General features: G+C 70.9%; 14 protein-coding genes and 1 tRNA gene. 6 read left to right on the top strand and 9 right to left on the bottom strand.

Annotation, left to right across the window (positions count from 1 at the left end):
• Positions 1 to 19: 19 nt before the first annotated feature.
• From ABE438_RS09995 to argH, 5 genes are all read right to left on the bottom strand, one after another.
• A complete protein-coding gene (locus ABE438_RS09995; RefSeq protein WP_346502461.1) occupies positions 20 to 1,378 on the bottom strand; it encodes an ABC1 kinase family protein in 1,359 nt (452 codons plus the stop codon).
• Between the two features lie 168 nt (positions 1,379 to 1,546).
• A complete protein-coding gene (locus tag ABE438_RS10000) occupies positions 1,547 to 2,377 on the bottom strand; it encodes an ABC transporter substrate-binding protein (RefSeq protein ID WP_346502462.1) in 831 nt (276 codons plus the stop codon).
• Between the two features lie 41 nt (positions 2,378 to 2,418).
• On the bottom strand, positions 2,419 to 3,192 hold the full coding sequence (locus ABE438_RS10005; RefSeq protein WP_346502463.1) for an amino acid ABC transporter ATP-binding protein: 774 nt from the start codon (positions 3,190 to 3,192) through the stop codon (positions 2,419 to 2,421).
• A complete protein-coding gene (locus ABE438_RS10010; protein WP_346502464.1) occupies positions 3,189 to 4,082 on the bottom strand; it encodes an amino acid ABC transporter permease in 894 nt (297 codons plus the stop codon). The genes ABE438_RS10005 and ABE438_RS10010 overlap by 4 nt, the downstream gene beginning before the upstream one ends.
• Positions 4,079 to 5,494, bottom strand: a complete 1,416-nt coding sequence (argH, locus tag ABE438_RS10015; protein WP_346502465.1) for an argininosuccinate lyase — start codon at positions 5,492 to 5,494, stop codon at positions 4,079 to 4,081. Before argH ends, ABE438_RS10010 begins: the two co-directional genes overlap by 4 nt.
• 87 nt (positions 5,495 to 5,581) lie before the next feature.
• On the opposite strand from argH, the gene ABE438_RS10020 reads away from it, so the two are divergent.
• The 4 genes from ABE438_RS10020 to ABE438_RS10035 all read left to right on the top strand — a co-directional run bounded on the left by ABE438_RS10020 (position 5,582) and on the right by ABE438_RS10035 (position 9,920).
• Positions 5,582 to 6,511 (top strand): LysR family transcriptional regulator, encoded by a 930-nt coding sequence (locus ABE438_RS10020; RefSeq protein ID WP_346502466.1) that lies wholly within the window; start codon positions 5,582 to 5,584, stop codon positions 6,509 to 6,511.
• Between the two features lie 97 nt (positions 6,512 to 6,608).
• The gene (gene rfbD / locus ABE438_RS10025) at positions 6,609 to 7,502 is read left to right on the top strand and encodes a dTDP-4-dehydrorhamnose reductase (RefSeq protein ID WP_346502467.1); all 894 of its coding nucleotides are present in this window, start codon (positions 6,609 to 6,611) and stop codon (positions 7,500 to 7,502) included.
• Between the two features lie 13 nt (positions 7,503 to 7,515).
• Entirely contained in the window at positions 7,516 to 8,394 is an 879-nt protein-coding gene (rfbA, locus tag ABE438_RS10030; RefSeq protein ID WP_346502468.1) for a glucose-1-phosphate thymidylyltransferase RfbA, read from the top strand.
• A 113-nt stretch (positions 8,395 to 8,507) separates the two neighbouring features.
• Positions 8,508 to 9,920 carry an FAD-binding oxidoreductase gene (locus ABE438_RS10035; protein ID WP_346502469.1) on the top strand — a complete coding sequence of 471 codons (1,413 nt, stop codon included), beginning with the start codon at positions 8,508 to 8,510 and terminating at the stop codon, positions 9,918 to 9,920.
• Positions 9,921 to 10,012: 92 nt separating this feature from the next.
• Here ABE438_RS10035 and ABE438_RS10040 read toward each other — a convergent pair whose 3' ends face one another.
• The 4 genes from ABE438_RS10040 to ABE438_RS10055 all read right to left on the bottom strand — a co-directional run bounded on the left by ABE438_RS10040 (position 10,013) and on the right by ABE438_RS10055 (position 12,676).
• Positions 10,013 to 10,507: a DUF1178 family protein gene (locus tag ABE438_RS10040; RefSeq protein WP_346502470.1), complete on the bottom strand. Its 495-nt coding sequence runs from the start codon at positions 10,505 to 10,507 to the stop codon at positions 10,013 to 10,015.
• A 151-nt stretch (positions 10,508 to 10,658) separates the two neighbouring features.
• On the bottom strand, positions 10,659 to 11,546 hold the full coding sequence (locus tag ABE438_RS10045; protein ID WP_346502471.1) for a carbon-nitrogen hydrolase family protein: 888 nt from the start codon (positions 11,544 to 11,546) through the stop codon (positions 10,659 to 10,661).
• Between the two features lie 15 nt (positions 11,547 to 11,561).
• Complete coding sequence (gene grxC / locus ABE438_RS10050; RefSeq protein ID WP_346502472.1) at positions 11,562 to 11,819, bottom strand: glutaredoxin 3; 258 nt, start codon at positions 11,817 to 11,819, stop codon at positions 11,562 to 11,564.
• Positions 11,820 to 11,863: 44 nt separating this feature from the next.
• The gene (locus ABE438_RS10055; protein WP_346502473.1) at positions 11,864 to 12,676 is read right to left on the bottom strand and encodes a ComF family protein; all 813 of its coding nucleotides are present in this window, start codon (positions 12,674 to 12,676) and stop codon (positions 11,864 to 11,866) included.
• 158 nt (positions 12,677 to 12,834) lie between these two features.
• Between ABE438_RS10055 and ABE438_RS10060 the strand changes: the two genes are divergently transcribed.
• On the top strand, positions 12,835 to 13,956 hold the full coding sequence (locus ABE438_RS10060) for an alkene reductase (RefSeq protein WP_346502474.1): 1,122 nt from the start codon (positions 12,835 to 12,837) through the stop codon (positions 13,954 to 13,956).
• A 593-nt stretch (positions 13,957 to 14,549) separates the two neighbouring features.
• Positions 14,550 to 14,625 (top strand) — tRNA-Glu (locus tag ABE438_RS10065).
• The last annotated feature ends 112 nt before the right edge of the window (positions 14,626 to 14,737 follow it).

Raw genomic sequence — 14,737 nt, forward strand, 5'->3', positions numbered from 1 at the left:
GCCGGGCCGGGCCGGGCGGTCAGGCCAGCCCGACCCGGCCGAGCGCTTCCGCCTGCACGGCGGCGACGTGCTCGACCGAAAATCCCTCGATCTCCGCTTCGAACATGCGGTGGAAGTTCAGCTCCGCGTCGAGATGCAGGAAGACGCCGCCCAGCCCGATCGCGGCGCGGTCCATGAAGACGAATTCGCGCGGCACCGTCACCGGGCCGCGCTGCTTCAGGGCCTGGTGCACCTGGAAGGCCTGCTTGCGGCCGTACTCGGCCGGGCTGACGCCCTCGGCGATGCGGCGGGTACGGTCCTCGAGCAGCGGGCCGTAGATGAAGCGCGCCCAGATGTTGAGGATGTCGATCAGCTCGCGGGTCAGGCCCTTGAAGCCCCAGACCTCGTAGGCGTGGACGATGCGCGCCTCGTCGCCTTCCAGCAACCCGCGATAGAGGTCGACCACGCCGCCGACGAAGCTCGGCGGGAAGATGCGGATGCAGCCATAGTCGAGCAGGTTGATGCCCTGCGGCGCGCCGTCCTCGGAGAACACGGTGTAGTTGCCGAGATGCGGATCGCCGTGGATCACGCCGTAATGGCTGAACGGTCGCCACCAGGCCTTGAACATCGCGGTCGAGAGCCGGTCGCGCACCACCTGCTCGGCGCCCTTGTGGTTGAGGATCTTGTCGCCCTCCAGCCAGCCCATGGTCAAAAGCCGCTTTGTCGAGAGCGTCGCTACCGGCGCGGGCACGCGGATCTCCGGCGTCGTCGCCAGCATCAGCCGGTAGAGCTCGGCGTGCTGCGCCTCGCGGCGGTAGTCGAGCTCCTCGCGGACGCGGGCGCTGATCTCCTTGACGATCTCGCTGGTGTCGATCACCGCGCCCATGCGCCGGTGCAGCGAGAACAGCACCTCGAGCTGCGAGAGATCGGCCTCGACCGCCGATTCCATGTCGGGATACTGCAGCTTGCAGGCCAGCGGCGTGCCGTCATGGGCCACCGCCTTGTGCACCTGGCCGAGCGAGGCGGCGGCCGAGGGCTTCAGGTCGAATTCGGCGAAGCGCTCGCGCCAGCCGGCGCCGAGTTCGGCCATCATCCGGCGCTTGACGAAGGCCGCCCCCATCGGCGGCGCCTCCGATTGCAGCTTCTGCAGTTCGGCGGCGTATTCCGGCGGCACCACGTCGGGAATGGTCGCGACCAGCTGCGCGACCTTCATCAGCGGCCCTTTCAGCCCGCCCAGCGCCTTGGCCAGCGCCTCGGCGTTCGAGGCCTCGCGCCCCTCCAGCCCGAACAGCCGCGTGCCGGCGATACGGGCTGCGACGCCGCCGACATTGGCGCCGACCCGGACATAACGGGCGGCACGGGCGGAAAACCGGTTGGCTTCGTCATCGCGGTCGGACATGGGTCTCGCTCGCTCTCCTGCGCACACCAGACCATGTAGGACGCCCGCGCCCGGATGTCAGTGCGGCGCAGTCGCCGCGCGCCCCAAACGAAAGCCCTCCCGGCAGCGGGCGCTGCCGGGAGGGGTCGATCGTCCTCGGGACGGCGCCGGCCTTGCGGCCCGCCGGCCTCACTCGCCCTGGTTGAGCGAGATCGGCTTCAGCGCATTGCTCGGCTGCGCGTATTTGGCGATCAGCGCGTCATAGGTGCCGTTGGCCTGCAGGCGATCGAGCGCGCCCTTGACGGCGTCGCGCAGCTGGTTGCCCTCGGCAGTCTTCGGGAAGGGGATGCCGGTCAGCGAGCGGGTGAAGGGCTCGCCCAGCGGGATGTAGGTGTTGGGCTCGAGCTTCTGGAAATGGCTCATGGTCTCGCTGCCCTGGACGCCGGCCTGGAGGCGCTGTGTCTTGAGCTGGGTGCGGGCGTCGACCGAGCCCTCGGTGCCGACCACGGTGATGGCCGGCTTGCCCTTGGCGACGCAGTTCGCCTCGCTCCACTCGCCGATCTGGCGCGGCCAGTTGGTCGAGCGGCTGGCGCCCACGGTCTTGCCGCAGAGATCGTCCGGGGTCTTGATCTCCTTGGCGAAGGCCGTGACCGTGTAGAACTGCGCGCCCGAGACCATGTAGTCGACGAAGTCGACCGTCTCGCGCCGCGCCGGCAGGTCGCTCATGCCGGCCATGACCATGTCGACGCGGCCGGTCTGGAGCGAAGGCAGCATCTGGGCGAAGGCGGTCTCCTGCCACTCGGCCTTCACGCCGAGCTCCTTGGCGATGGCCTCGCCGAGATCATAGTCGAAGCCGGTCATCGCGTTGCTCGCCGGGTCCTTGTAGACGATCGGCGGATAGTTCGGCTGGGTGGCGATGACGATCTTGCCGGCCTTCTGGATGCGCTCCGGCAGGGCCTGGGCCTGCGCGGCGACAGCGGTGCCGGCGATGAGCGCGGCGGCGAGCGACAGACGAAGCATGCGTGTCTCCTTCGATGAGATGCGGATTGCGGATAGGCGCTTCAGGTGAGGACGGCGGCAATGAAGTCGCGGGTGCGGGCTTCGCGCGGGGCGACCAGCACCTGCGCGGGCGCGCCGCGCTCGACGATCTCGCCGCGGTCCATGAACACCACGTCGCCCGCCACCTCGCGGGCGAAGCCGAGCTCGTGGGTCACGACGATCATGGTCATGCCGGTGGCAGCGAGGTCGCGCATCACGCTGAGCACCTCGCCGACCAGCTCGGGATCGAGCGCCGAGGTCGGCTCGTCGAACAGCATCAGCTTCGGCTTCATCGCCAGGGCGCGGGCGATGGCGATGCGCTGTTGCTGGCCGCCCGACAGCTCGATCGGGTAGGAATCGCGCTTGTCGGCGAGGCCGACGCGGGCGAGCAGGGCCTCGGCCTCGGCGATCGACTCGCGGCGCGGCCGCTTCAGCACGGTGACCGGGCCCTCGATGATGTTCTGCAGCGCGGTCATGTGGTTGAACAGGTTGAAGCGCTGGAAGACCATGCCGGTCGTCAGGCGCTGCCGGGCGATCTCGGCGTCGCTCAGCTCGTGCAGCTCGTCGCCGACGCGGCGATAGCCGATCAGTTCGCCCGCCACCTCGATCGCGCCGCGATCGATCTTCTCGAGCTGGTTGATGCAGCGCAGCAGCGTGCTCTTGCCCGAGCCGGACGGGCCGATGATGCACTGGACCGTGCCGGGCATGATCGACAGCGAGACGTCGTTCAGCGCCTTGAGCTGGCCGAACTGCTTGGTGACGTTGGCTGCGACGACGATCGGGGCCTTGTCGCTCATGCTGCGCTCTCCCCGGCCGGCGCCGCCTTGGCCCGGCGTTCGCCCCGCCCCTTCGAGAAATGCCGTTCGAGGAAGAACTGGCCGACCTGCAGGATGGTGACCACCATCAGGTACCAGGCCGCCGCCACGATCAGCAGCTCGATCACCCGGGCATTGGCGTAATAGACCGTCTGCGCGTTGCGCAGGATCTCGGAGTACTGGATCACGCTGGCGATCGAGGTCAGCTTCACCATGCTGATCACCTCGTTGCCGACCGGCGGAATGATGACGCGCATCGCCTGCGGCAGCACGATCCGGCGCAGCGTGGTCAGCCGCGTCATGCCGATCGCCTTGGCGGCCTCCGTCTGCCCGACATCGACCGACAGGATGCCGGAGCGCACCACCTCGGCGGTATAGGCGCCCTGGTTCATGCCGAGGCCGAGCAGCGTCGCCATGAACGGGCCGATCACGTCGATCGTGCGCCATTCGACCACGCCGGGGATGCCGATCGTCGGGAAGACCAGCGCCAGGTTGAACCAGAGCAGCAGCTGCAGCAGCAGCGGCGTGCCGCGGAAGAACCAGATGTAGAGCAGCGCCACGCCGCGCAGCACCGGGTTCGGCGACATGTACATGATCGCGAACACCACGCCGAGCAGGATGCCGAGCGCCATGGCGCAGGCGGTCATGATCACCGTGTTGACCAGGCCCGAGAGGATGGCCGGGGCGGTGAAGAACTGGCGCACCACCTCCCAGGCGATCTGACCGTCGGCGAAAGCCTTCACGATCCAGGCCAGTACCAGCAGGATCAGCGCCGCGGCGACCCAGCGCCCGTAATAGCGGCGCGGCACGATGCGCAGCCCGGCGATCTCCCCGAGGCGACGCGGCGGTGGCGTCGTTGCGGCCTCGCTCATGCCCTGCGCTCCTTCGTCCAAGCCTCGAATTCCGCCAGCCGGTGGCGGAAGCGCGCGACCTGCTCGCGCACCCGCTCCGGCGCCGTGCCGCCATGGCCGCAGCGCGCGGCGACCGCCGCATCAAGCGTCAGCACCGCGCGCACGTCTGCGTCGAGGCGCGGATCGATCGCGGCCAGCGCGGCGGGATCGAGATCCTCGAGCTCGCGGCCGGCCTCCTCGCAATGGCGCACCAGCGCGCCGGTGATCTCATGGGCCTCGGCGAAGGGCACGCCCTTGCGCGCCAGATAATCGGCCACCTCTGTCGCCAAGGCAAAACCCGCGCCGGCCTGCGCCCGCATTACCTCGGGCTTCGCCGCCATGGTCTCGACCAGCCCGGCGAAGGCCGGCAGCACCTCCGACAGCACGTCGACCGCGTCGAAGGCGGCACGCTTGTCCTCGGCGAGGTCACGGTTATAGGCCAGCGGCAGGCCCTTGAGCGCGCCCAGCATGGCGACGAGATCGCCGATGAGACGCGCCGCCCGCCCGCGCGATAGTTCGGCGATGTCGGGGTTCTTCTTCTGCGGCATGATCGATGAGCCGGTGGCGAAGGCGTCGTCCAGCACCACCCAGCCGAACTGGCGCGAGGTCCACAGCGTGACCTCCTCGGCCAGCCGCGACAGGTTCGTCGCCAGCATCGCCGCGACGAACAGGAATTCCGCGACATGGTCGCGCGCACCGACAGCGTCGACGGAGTTCTCGCAAGGCCCGTCATAGCCCATCGCCGCGGCGCTGAGCTCGGGCCGCAGCGCGATCGCCGAGCCCGCCAGCGCCGCCGCGCCCAGTGGCGAGAGATTGGTACGCTTCTCCCAGTCCTGCAGGCGCGAGGCGTCGCGCGCCAGCGCCTGGCCATGCGCCATGAGCCAATGGCCGAAGGTCACCGGCTGGGCGCTCTGCAAATGGGTGAAGCCCGGGCAGACCGAGCCCGCATGCGCCTGCGACTGGTCGGCGATCGCCGCCAGCAGCGTGGCGAGCAGCCCGCCCAGCGCCCGCGCCTCCTCGCGCAGATAGAGCTTGAGATTGTTGGCGGCCTGGTCGTTGCGCGAGCGCCCGGCCCGCAGCTTGGCGCCCGTGGCACCGATCCGCGCCACCAGGACGCGCTCGACGAAGGTGTGGATATCCTCGTCGCCGGGCCCCGGCGCCAGCGTGCCGGCCGCCACTTCCTGCGCGATGGCGTCCAGCGCCGCGGTGATGGCCTGCGACTCCGCGGCGGTGAGCAGCCCCGCGCGGGCGAGCTCGGCCGCATGAGCCTTGCCGCCGGCGATATCCTGCGCCGCGAGGCGGATGTGCGCGCCGGCCGCGCTGGACAGGCGCATCATGCGCGGGTCCGGCGGCTTGCGGAAACGCCCGCCCCAGAGAAGAGTAGCCTGGCTCATGAAGTTCTCCCGGCCGGACACTGCCCCTTGACCCCGCGACCGGCAAACGAAACGATCTCCTCGGGATAGTCGTTTCAGGAATACCCTTTGACCCACCGCCCCCGCAGCCCGCGCGGCCCGCGCGGCCCGCTGCCCTCCACCACTGCGCTGCGGGCCTTCCTCGCCGTGGCGCGGTGGGGCTCGACCGCGCAGGCGGCCCGCGAGGTCAATCTGACCCAGAGCGCGGTCTCCAAGCAGATCCAGACGCTGGAGGAGCATCTCGGCACCACGCTGTTCGAGCGCAGCCCGACCGGGCTCAAGCCCACCGACGCCGGCGCGCTCTACCGCCCTTATGCCGAGGCGGCGATCGAGCAGATCGAGCGCGGGGCGCGCCGGCTCGCCGAGCGGGCGGCGCTGTCGCGGCCGATCCGCCTGCACATGCTCGCCATCGTCGGCGAGCGCTGGCTGATGGAGCGCTTCCCGCATTTCGCCGAGGCGCATCCCGGCATCGACGTGCAGTTCACCAATTTCGTCAGCGAGGTCGACATCGAGGAGGCCGATCTCGACATCGTCCACGGCGTCGGCCCCTGGCCCGGCCGCGACTCGCATTATCTCTTCGGCCGCGAGGTCGCGCTGGTCGCCGCCCCCTCGCTGCTGGAGCGCATGGGCGGTTTCGCACGGCCCGCCGACATCCAGACCATGACCCTGCTCCAGCATTTCCAGATGCCGGCCTACTGGGCGGAGTTCACCGAGGCGCACGGGCTGCGCGGCGCCGTGCCGGCCCATACCGTGCGCTACGGCTATTATTCGGTGATCATCCGCGCCGCCGTCGCCGGCCTCGGCCTGGCGCTGACACCGCGCTGCTTCGTCACCGAGGAACTGGCCTCGGGCGCGCTGGTCAATCCACTCGGCCTCGGCTTCGAGAGCGCCGCCGGCTGCTGGCTTACCGTCAATCCGCAGAGCCGCCAGAGTGCCGACCGCGACACGCTGCTGGCCTGGCTGAAGGCGGAGGCGCGCGACTTCGAGCGCAGCGCCTGAGCGGCGCAGTCTTCGGCGCGAGAAGTGGTTTCCACCGGCCGCGGCGATGCTGTAGACCCGCCGAAGCTTCCCCTGCCTGCCCGATGGCGAAGGCCCGATGCGCATTGCCGTGACCGGACGGACCGGACAGGTCGTCCAATCCCTGATCCAGCGCGGCCCGCAGGCCGGCGCGACCGTGATCGCGATCGGCCGCCCCGCGCTCGACCTGGCGTGGCCGGACGGCGTGCTCGCCGCGCTGGCGGAAGCCCGGCCCGACTGCATCGTCAACGCCGCCGCCTATACCGCCGTCGACAAGGCCGAGTCGGACGAGGAGCTGGCGATGGCGGTCAATGCCGAGGGCGCCGGCGCGGTGGCTGCCGCCGCCCGCCAGCTCGGCGTGCCCGTGATCCAGATCTCGACCGACTACGTCTTCGACGGCGCCCTGCCCCGCCCCTGGCGCGAGGACGACGCGACCGGCCCGCTCGGCGCCTATGGCCGCTCCAAGCTCGCCGGCGAGCGGGCGGTCGCGGCGGCGCATGCGGACCACGTCATCCTGCGCACCGCCTGGGTCTACAGCCCCTTCGGCCAGAATTTCGTGCGCACCATGCTGCGGCTGGCGCGGACGCGCGAGGAGATCGGCGTGGTCGCCGACCAGATCGGCTCGCCCACCGCAGCAACCGATCTCGCCGATGCGATCCTCTCCGTCGCGGCCGGTTTGGTGGCGCGACCGGGCGACGGCATCCTGCGCGGCGTCTTCCATGCCGCCGGCGGCGGCGAGGCGAGCTGGGCCGATCTGGCGCGCGCCGTCTTCGCCGCCTCGCGGGCGATCGGCGGCCCCGCGGCCGCGGTACGGGCGATCGGCACCGCCGACTATCCGACGCCGGCACGGCGGCCGGCCAGTTCGAGGCTCGATTGCGGCCTGCTGGCGCAGCGCCACGGCGTCGCCCTGCCGCCATGGCGCGACTCGCTCGGCCCCTGCGTCGCGGCGCTCCTGGCCGGCGGCGAAGTCTGAAGGAGGCTTTCCGGTGAAAGGCATCATCCTGGCCGGCGGCAGCGGCACGCGGCTCCATCCGATGACGATGGTGACGTCGAAGCAGCTTCTGCCCATCTACGACAAGCCGATGATCTACTACCCGCTCTCGACGCTGATGCTCGCCGGCATCCGCGAGATCCTGATCATCGCCACGCCTGAGGACGCGCCGCGCTTCGAGGCGCTGTTCGGCAATGGCGAACGCTGGGGCCTGAAGCTCTCCTATGCGGTGCAGCCCCGGCCGGAGGGCCTGGCGCAGGCCTATCATATCGGCGCGGATTTCGTGGCGGGCGGTCCCTCGGCCCTGATCCTCGGCGACAATCTCTATTATGGCGACGGGCTGACGCAGGTGCTGCGCCGCGCCGCCGGCCGCGGCGAAGGCGCCACCGTCTTCGCCTACCGCGTCAGCGATCCCGAGCGCTATGGCGTGGTCGAGTTCGACGCCCAGGGCACGGCCCTCTCGATCGAGGAGAAGCCGCAGCGGCCGCGCTCGCACTGGGCTGTGACGGGGCTGTATTTCTACGACGCGCAGGTGGTCGAGATCGCCCGCGGCCTCAAGCCCTCGGCGCGCGGCGAGCTGGAGATCACCGACGTCAACCTCGCCTATCTCGAGCGTGGCCAGCTCGGCGTCGAGCGGCTGGGGCGTGGCTATGCCTGGCTCGACACCGGCACGCCGGATTCGCTGGTCGAGGCCTCGGAGTTCGTGCGCACGCTGGAGCGGCGCCAGGGCTTCCGCATCGCCTGCCCGGAGGAGATCGCCTTCGACAATGGCTGGATCGACCGGGCGCAGCTGACCGAGCTCGGCCGGGCCCTCGCCAAGAGCGGCTACGGCCAGTACCTGCTCGGCATCGCCGAGCGGGCGGACATGCGCTGACGCCGCTTTCGTTCGGCGCGGGAAGCGCTCATGCTCAGCCTGCCGCGGGCGGGCCCGGCGCGACGAGACGCGCGCGGGCCGGCGGCGAGGACACGCTTCGGGATCCCTGACCCATGACCATCACAGCCATCGTCCCCGACCGGCCGCGGCATCCCGCGCTCGACGGCCTCGTCGCGCAGTTGCAGGACCTGCTCGGTCCGCGCTGCACCAGCGCCGCCAGCGAGCGCGAGCATCACGGCCACGGCGAATCCTACCATCCGACGCAAGCCCCCGACGTGGTCTGCTATGCGCTGACCACGGAAGAGGTCAGCCGCATCCTGGCGCTCTGCCACGCGGCGAAGGTTCCGGTCGTGCCCTTCGGCGGCGGCACCTCGCTGGAAGGCCATGTCGCGGCCTTGCAGGGCGGCGTCTGCGTCGATCTTTCGCGCATGACCGGGATCGTGCGCGTCAACGCCGAGGACCTCGACTGCACGGTCGAGGCCGGCGTCCGCCGCAAGCAGCTGAACGAGTATCTGCGCGATACCGGCCTGTTCTTCCCGGTCGATCCCGGCGCCGACGCCACCATCGGCGGCATGGCGGCGACGCGGGCCTCCGGCACCAATGCGGTGCGCTACGGCACGATGAAGGACAATGTGCTGGCGCTCACCGTGGTGCTCGCCGACGGCACGGTGGTGAAGACCGGCGGGCGCGCCCGCAAATCCTCCGCCGGCTACGACCTGACGCGGCTCTTCGTCGGCTCGGAAGGCACGCTCGGCATCATCACCGAGGTGACGCTGCGGCTCTTCGGCATTCCCGAGGCGAGCGCCGTCGCGGTCTGCTCCTTCCCGGACGTCGAGGCGGCGGTCTCCTGCGCCATCGAGACGATCCAGTGCGGCATCCCGGTCGCGCGCGTCGAGCTGGTCGACGAGACCTGCATCCGCGCGATCAACACCTACAACAACTTGTCCTATCCCGAGACGACGACGCTGTTCATCGAGTTCCACGGCACGGCCGACGGGGTGGCGCAGCAGGCGGCGATGATGAGCGCCATCGCCGAGGGCCATGGCGGCAGCGGCTGGCGCGAGGCCGCCAGCGCCGAGGAGCGCACGAAGCTCTGGCAGGCCCGCCACAACCTGCACTACGCGCTGCTCGGCCTGCGCCCGGGCTCGAGCAGCTGGGGCACCGACACCTGCGTGCCGATCTCGCAGCTCGCCACCTGCATCGGCGAGATCCGCCGGCACGCCAAGGACGCGCCCTTCCCCGTCGTGGCGCTCGGCCATGTCGGCGACGGCAATTTCCACATGGGCTTCCACATCCGCATGGATTCGCCCGAGGAGATCCGCGAGGCCGAGCGGCTGAACACCCTGCTGGTCGAGCGCGCCATCGATCTCGGCGGCACCTGCACCGGCGAGCACGGCCTCGGCTACGGCAAGGTGAAGTTCCTGCGCCGCGAATATGGCGACGAGGCTGTCGCGGTGATGCGCCAGATCAAGCAGGCACTCGACCCGGACAATCTGATGAACCCGGGCAAGGTCCTGCCGGACTGACGCCGGCCTGCAGCCCGCCATCTCTGCACGGAGCCGGCAGCGCCCGCTTCAGGTCATGAGAAGCGCACCGCTTGCGGGGCGCGACGCCGGCCTCAGTTGCCGCCGTCCGGCAGGCGCGGCAGCGGCAGGAACGCGACGCCTTCCTCGTGCAGCATGCGCGCATCCTCCAGCGAGGCCTCGCCATAGATCGCGCGGCTCTCGCTCTCGCCGTGATGGATCTTCAGCGCCTCGTCGGCGAAGCGCTTGCCGACATGCTCCGCGCTCTGCGCCACATGGGCGTGCAGCGCCCCGATCATCGCCCGCAGCGCCTTCTCGCGCTCGCCGATCAGCGCCACAGGCTGCGTCGGCTCGGCCGGAACGGGCGCCGCGGCAGGCTCCGCCGCAGGCGGCACGGCAGCGCCGCGCCCGCGGCGCTCATGGTCGGTGCGCGCCACGGCCGGGGCCATCACCGCGCGCTCGACCCGCGGGCTGTCGCAGACCGGGCAGGTCACCAGGCCGCGCTGCGCCTGCTCCTCGAAGCCCGACGAATTCGCGAACCAGCTCTCGAAGGCGTGGCCCGTATCGCAGATCAGGGAATAGCGGATCATCTCGTCACGAAACCCGTAGGCCGCGCCGACCGCCCCGCGTGAACGGGGTGGTCGCCGGCACGGCCTCTCTCGCCATGCGCCTGGGAAGCGCACCGGCAGGCGACATAGGGGGCGGGGCGATCGCCCGCAAGCCGCGCCGGACCGGGGCGCTTCATTCCGCCGCGTCGTGGCGGGGACGCTCGGCCCGCGCGATGGTGACGCGCGGCGAACGGCCATGGCGCAGCGAGGGCACGCGGGCCCGCGCCTGCGCCACCAGCGCGGTATCGATCTCGGCCATGACCACACCCGGCTCGTTGCCGGCCTCGGCGAGCACGCGCCCCCAGGGGTCGACGATGATCGAATGGCCGTAGCTCTCGCGCCCGTCCTCGTGCAGTCCGCCCTGCGCCGCCGACATCATGAAGGCGCCGTTCTCGATCGCCCGCGCCCGCTGCAGCACCTGCCAGTGCGCCTCGCCGGTCTGGCGGGTGAAGCAGGCCGGCCCGGTCAGCATGAAGGCGCCGGCCTCGGCCTCGGCCCGGTAGAGATAGGGGAAGCGGACATCGTAGCAGATCGATAGCCCGACCAGCCCCCAGGGCGTCTCGACCAGCACCGCCCGGTCGCCACCGGTGAAGGTGTTGGACTCGCGCCAGGTCTCACCGTTCGGCAGGTCGACGTCGAAGAGATGCACCTTGTCGTAGCGCGCCGCGATCGTGCCCTCGGGGTCGATCACATAGGCGCGGTTGGCGATCTTCTCGCCATCGGCGACCGAGAGCGAGCCGATATGCAGCCAGATCTTGGCGTCGCGTGCCGTCTCGCGCAGCCCGGCGAGCACCGCGTGCGCCTCCTCCGTCTGGGTCAGCTCGCGCATGCGCTTGGTGTCGCGCTCGCAGAGATTGGTGACCTCCGGCGTCTGCACGAACTGCGCGCCCGCAGTCGCCGCCTCGCGGATCATGCGGATCGCGTCGTCGCGGTTGCGCAGCGGGTCGCGCGTCGCGCGCATCTGCACGCAGGCCGCACGGAAGACCGCATCGGGGCCGGCGCCGGCCGTCGATCGTGTCATCGCTTCCGTCCTCCCTCAGGCCGCCAGCAGCGCGTCGAGCTCGCCGCGCGCCTCGAGCGCGTGCAGATCGTCCGAGCCGCCGACATGACGGTCGCCGATGAAGATCTGCGGCACCGAGGTCCGCCCGCCGGCACGCTCGGTCATCGCCTTGCGCAGCTCCGGCTGGCCGTCGACGCCGATCTCCTCGAAGGCGACGCCCTTCTTCGTCAGCAGCGCCTTGGCCGCGTGGCAATACGGGCACCAGCCCGTGGTGTAGATCGTGACCTTCGGCATCGGCGTATCGTCCTGCTTGCGATGCCTTGGACTATAGGCGCGGCTCAGGCCTGCGTCACGACCCGCGCGAAGGTCAGCAGGTCGACCGCGGCGGCGCCCCCGCGCAGCAGGGCGCGCGCCGCGGCATTGGCGGTCGCGCCCGTGGTCAGCACGTCGTCGACCAGCAGCACGCGCCGGCCGGCAAGGCGCGGGCGCATCGCCTCCGGCACGCGAAATGCGCCTTGCAGGTTCTCCGCCCTCTGCGCCCGCGTCAGCCCGATCTGCTGGCGCGTGCGCTTGACGCGCGCCAGCGCCCGCGGCTCGTAAAGCCGGCCCGAAAGCCGCGCCACCTCGCCCGCCAGCGCCGCCGCCTGGTTGAAGCGCCGCGTCCACAGCCTCAGCCGGTGCAGCGGCACTGGCACGACGAGGTCCGCTTCGGCCGTCAGTTCGTGCCCGGCCTGCGCCATCAGCCGCCCGAGCAGCCGCGCCAGTTCCAGCCGATCGCCGTATTTCAGCCGGTGCACGAGATCGCGCGCCGTGCCGTCGAAGCGGCAGGCGGCGCGGGCGCGGGCGAAGACCGGCGGATCGGCCATGGCCGCCGGCGAGATCAGCCCCGGACCGAGATCGACCTCGAAGGGCGTGCCCAGCCGCTCGCAATAGGGCCGCTCGATGAAGGCCATGCCGCTCCAGCAGGCGGCGCAGAGCGCCTGCGCCTCGCCGGTCGCCGCCCGGCAGGCGACGCAGGACGGCGGATAGACCAGACCGACCAGCCCACGCAGCCCCAGGCCCAGCCCCGAGCCGAGCCCGCGCCCGAGGCCGGCACGCCAGCGCGGCAGGAGCGTTTCACCCGCCACAGGGCCCTCCGGGGGAAGCGTCATCTCCCGCCGGCTCCCGCGCCGGACGAATCGTGTTTTCTTGGCGTCATGCGTGCGGCGGCCGTACCAATCCGCCGGCGCGCGCCTATCTCTCCGGCGATGCGACGGCGCGACCCGCGCGCCCTCGCCGCCCAGTCGATCTGCAGTCGAGGATTGCCAGAATGAGCCATTCCGCCGCTCCCGCCGGGACCGAGACCCCCGCGCTGTTCACGCCCTATCGCCTCGGCGATCTCACCTTGAAGAACCGCGTGGTGATGGCGCCCCTGACCCGTAACCGGGCCAGCCGGGGCGATGATGCGCCCAACGCGCTCAATGTCGAGTATTATCGCCAGCGTGCCGGCGCCGGCCTGATCATCACCGAGGGCACGCAGATCTCGCAGCAGGGCCAGGGCTATGTCTGGACGCCTGGCATCTACAGCGAGGCCCAGATCGCCGGCTGGAAGGCGGTGACGGATGCCGTCCACGCAGAGGGCGGCGTGATCTTCGCGCAGCTCTGGCATGTCGGCCGCGTCAGCCATCGCACGCTGCAGCCCGGCGAGGCCGCGCCTGTCGCCCCCTCGGCCCTGCGCGCCGCGACCAAGACCTATATCGAGAGCGGCTTCACCGAGGTCTCGAAGCCGCGCGCGCTCGCCCTCGACGAGATCCCCGGCATCGTCGCCCAGTTCACCCAGGCTGCCCGCAACGCCAAGGCGGCCGGCTTCGACGGCATCGAGCTGCACGGCGCGCATGGCTACCTGATCGACCAGTTCCTGCGCGACGCCTCGAACCGGCGCGAGGACGCCTATGGCGGCTCGATCGAGAACCGCTGCCGCTTCGCGCTCGAGGTGGTCGACGCCGTCTGCACCGTCTTCCCGAAGGAGCGCGTCGGCATCCGCATCTCGCCGGTCTCCCCGGCCAACGATGCGCGCGACAGCGATCCGCAGCCGCTCTTCGCCCATCTGGTCGCCGCGCTCGACCAGCGCGGCATCGGCTTCATCCATGTCGTCGAGGGCGCGACGCGCGAGGCGCGCGACTACCTGCCCTTCGACTACAAGGCGCTGCGCCGGGCCTTCCGCGGCACCTACATCGCCAACAACAGCTTCACCCGCGACCTCGCCATCGCCGCGGTGGCGAACGACGAGGCCGACCTCGTCGCCTTCGGGCGGCTGTTCATCGCCAACCCCGACCTGCCCGAGCGCCTGCGCCGGAACACGCCTCTCAACACCCCGCAGGTCGAGACTTTCTATGGCGGCGACGCCAGGGGCTACACCGACTACCCCGCCCTCGCCGACGCAGCCGGCTGAGGCAGCATTTCCGACCAACCACCTTACGCCCGGCGCGCGCCCCGCGCCGGGCATGTGCCCCCTTGCCCTATCGTCCCGCAGCGAGCGGGCGGGAGCAGGCTTCCGGGCAACTCTTGCGCTTTCGGCCCCGCGCTAAGGGCTGCAAGGAGGCGCTCCAGGCCATTTCACGCCCCTCCCGACATGACGGAGGGAGGCAAGCCCCTGCGCCGGAGATAAGCCTCACCGAGCTCCCGCAACGGCGGAACAGCGAGCGTGGCATCGCACCCGGACATCGCCGCAAACCTGCACAAGCCGACCGCCGGCGGGCCTTGCCTCAGCTCAGCCGCGGCCGCTCGTCCCCTCGGCAGCCGGCCGGGCGCGCCTCCGTTCGGCCGCGACCGCACGCCCCTTCGGCAGCCGGACCGTCCAGACGTGCCCCATCCCTGTCCCCGCCGGTCTCCGCTCGCTATCCGCCCTTCGCCGGCACCGCCCGCCGCGACCATCCTCCGCCGCTCGGCCCCGCCCGACGGCGCCCGCGAGATTTTTCCACATCATCGCACCACAGGGGCTTGCAGCCCGCCGCGCCGCCGACTATACGGACGGCCTGCCGCGCTGCTCCCTTCGTCTAGCGGTCTAGGACGTCGCCCTCTCACGGCGAAAACAGGGGTTCGAGTCCCCTAGGGAGCGCCATCGGCTATCGGCATGATTTGTCGCATTTCCATCAGCCGCACGCTTTGAAGCCGAGCATCTCACCCGGATGAGCGATCCTCGGCTGCGCGTCTAAACCTACCCTAGCGCCACC

The sequence above is a fragment of the Allobosea sp. TWI1241 genome (assembly GCF_039673065.1).
Lineage (GTDB): Bacteria > Pseudomonadota > Alphaproteobacteria > Rhizobiales > Beijerinckiaceae > Allobosea.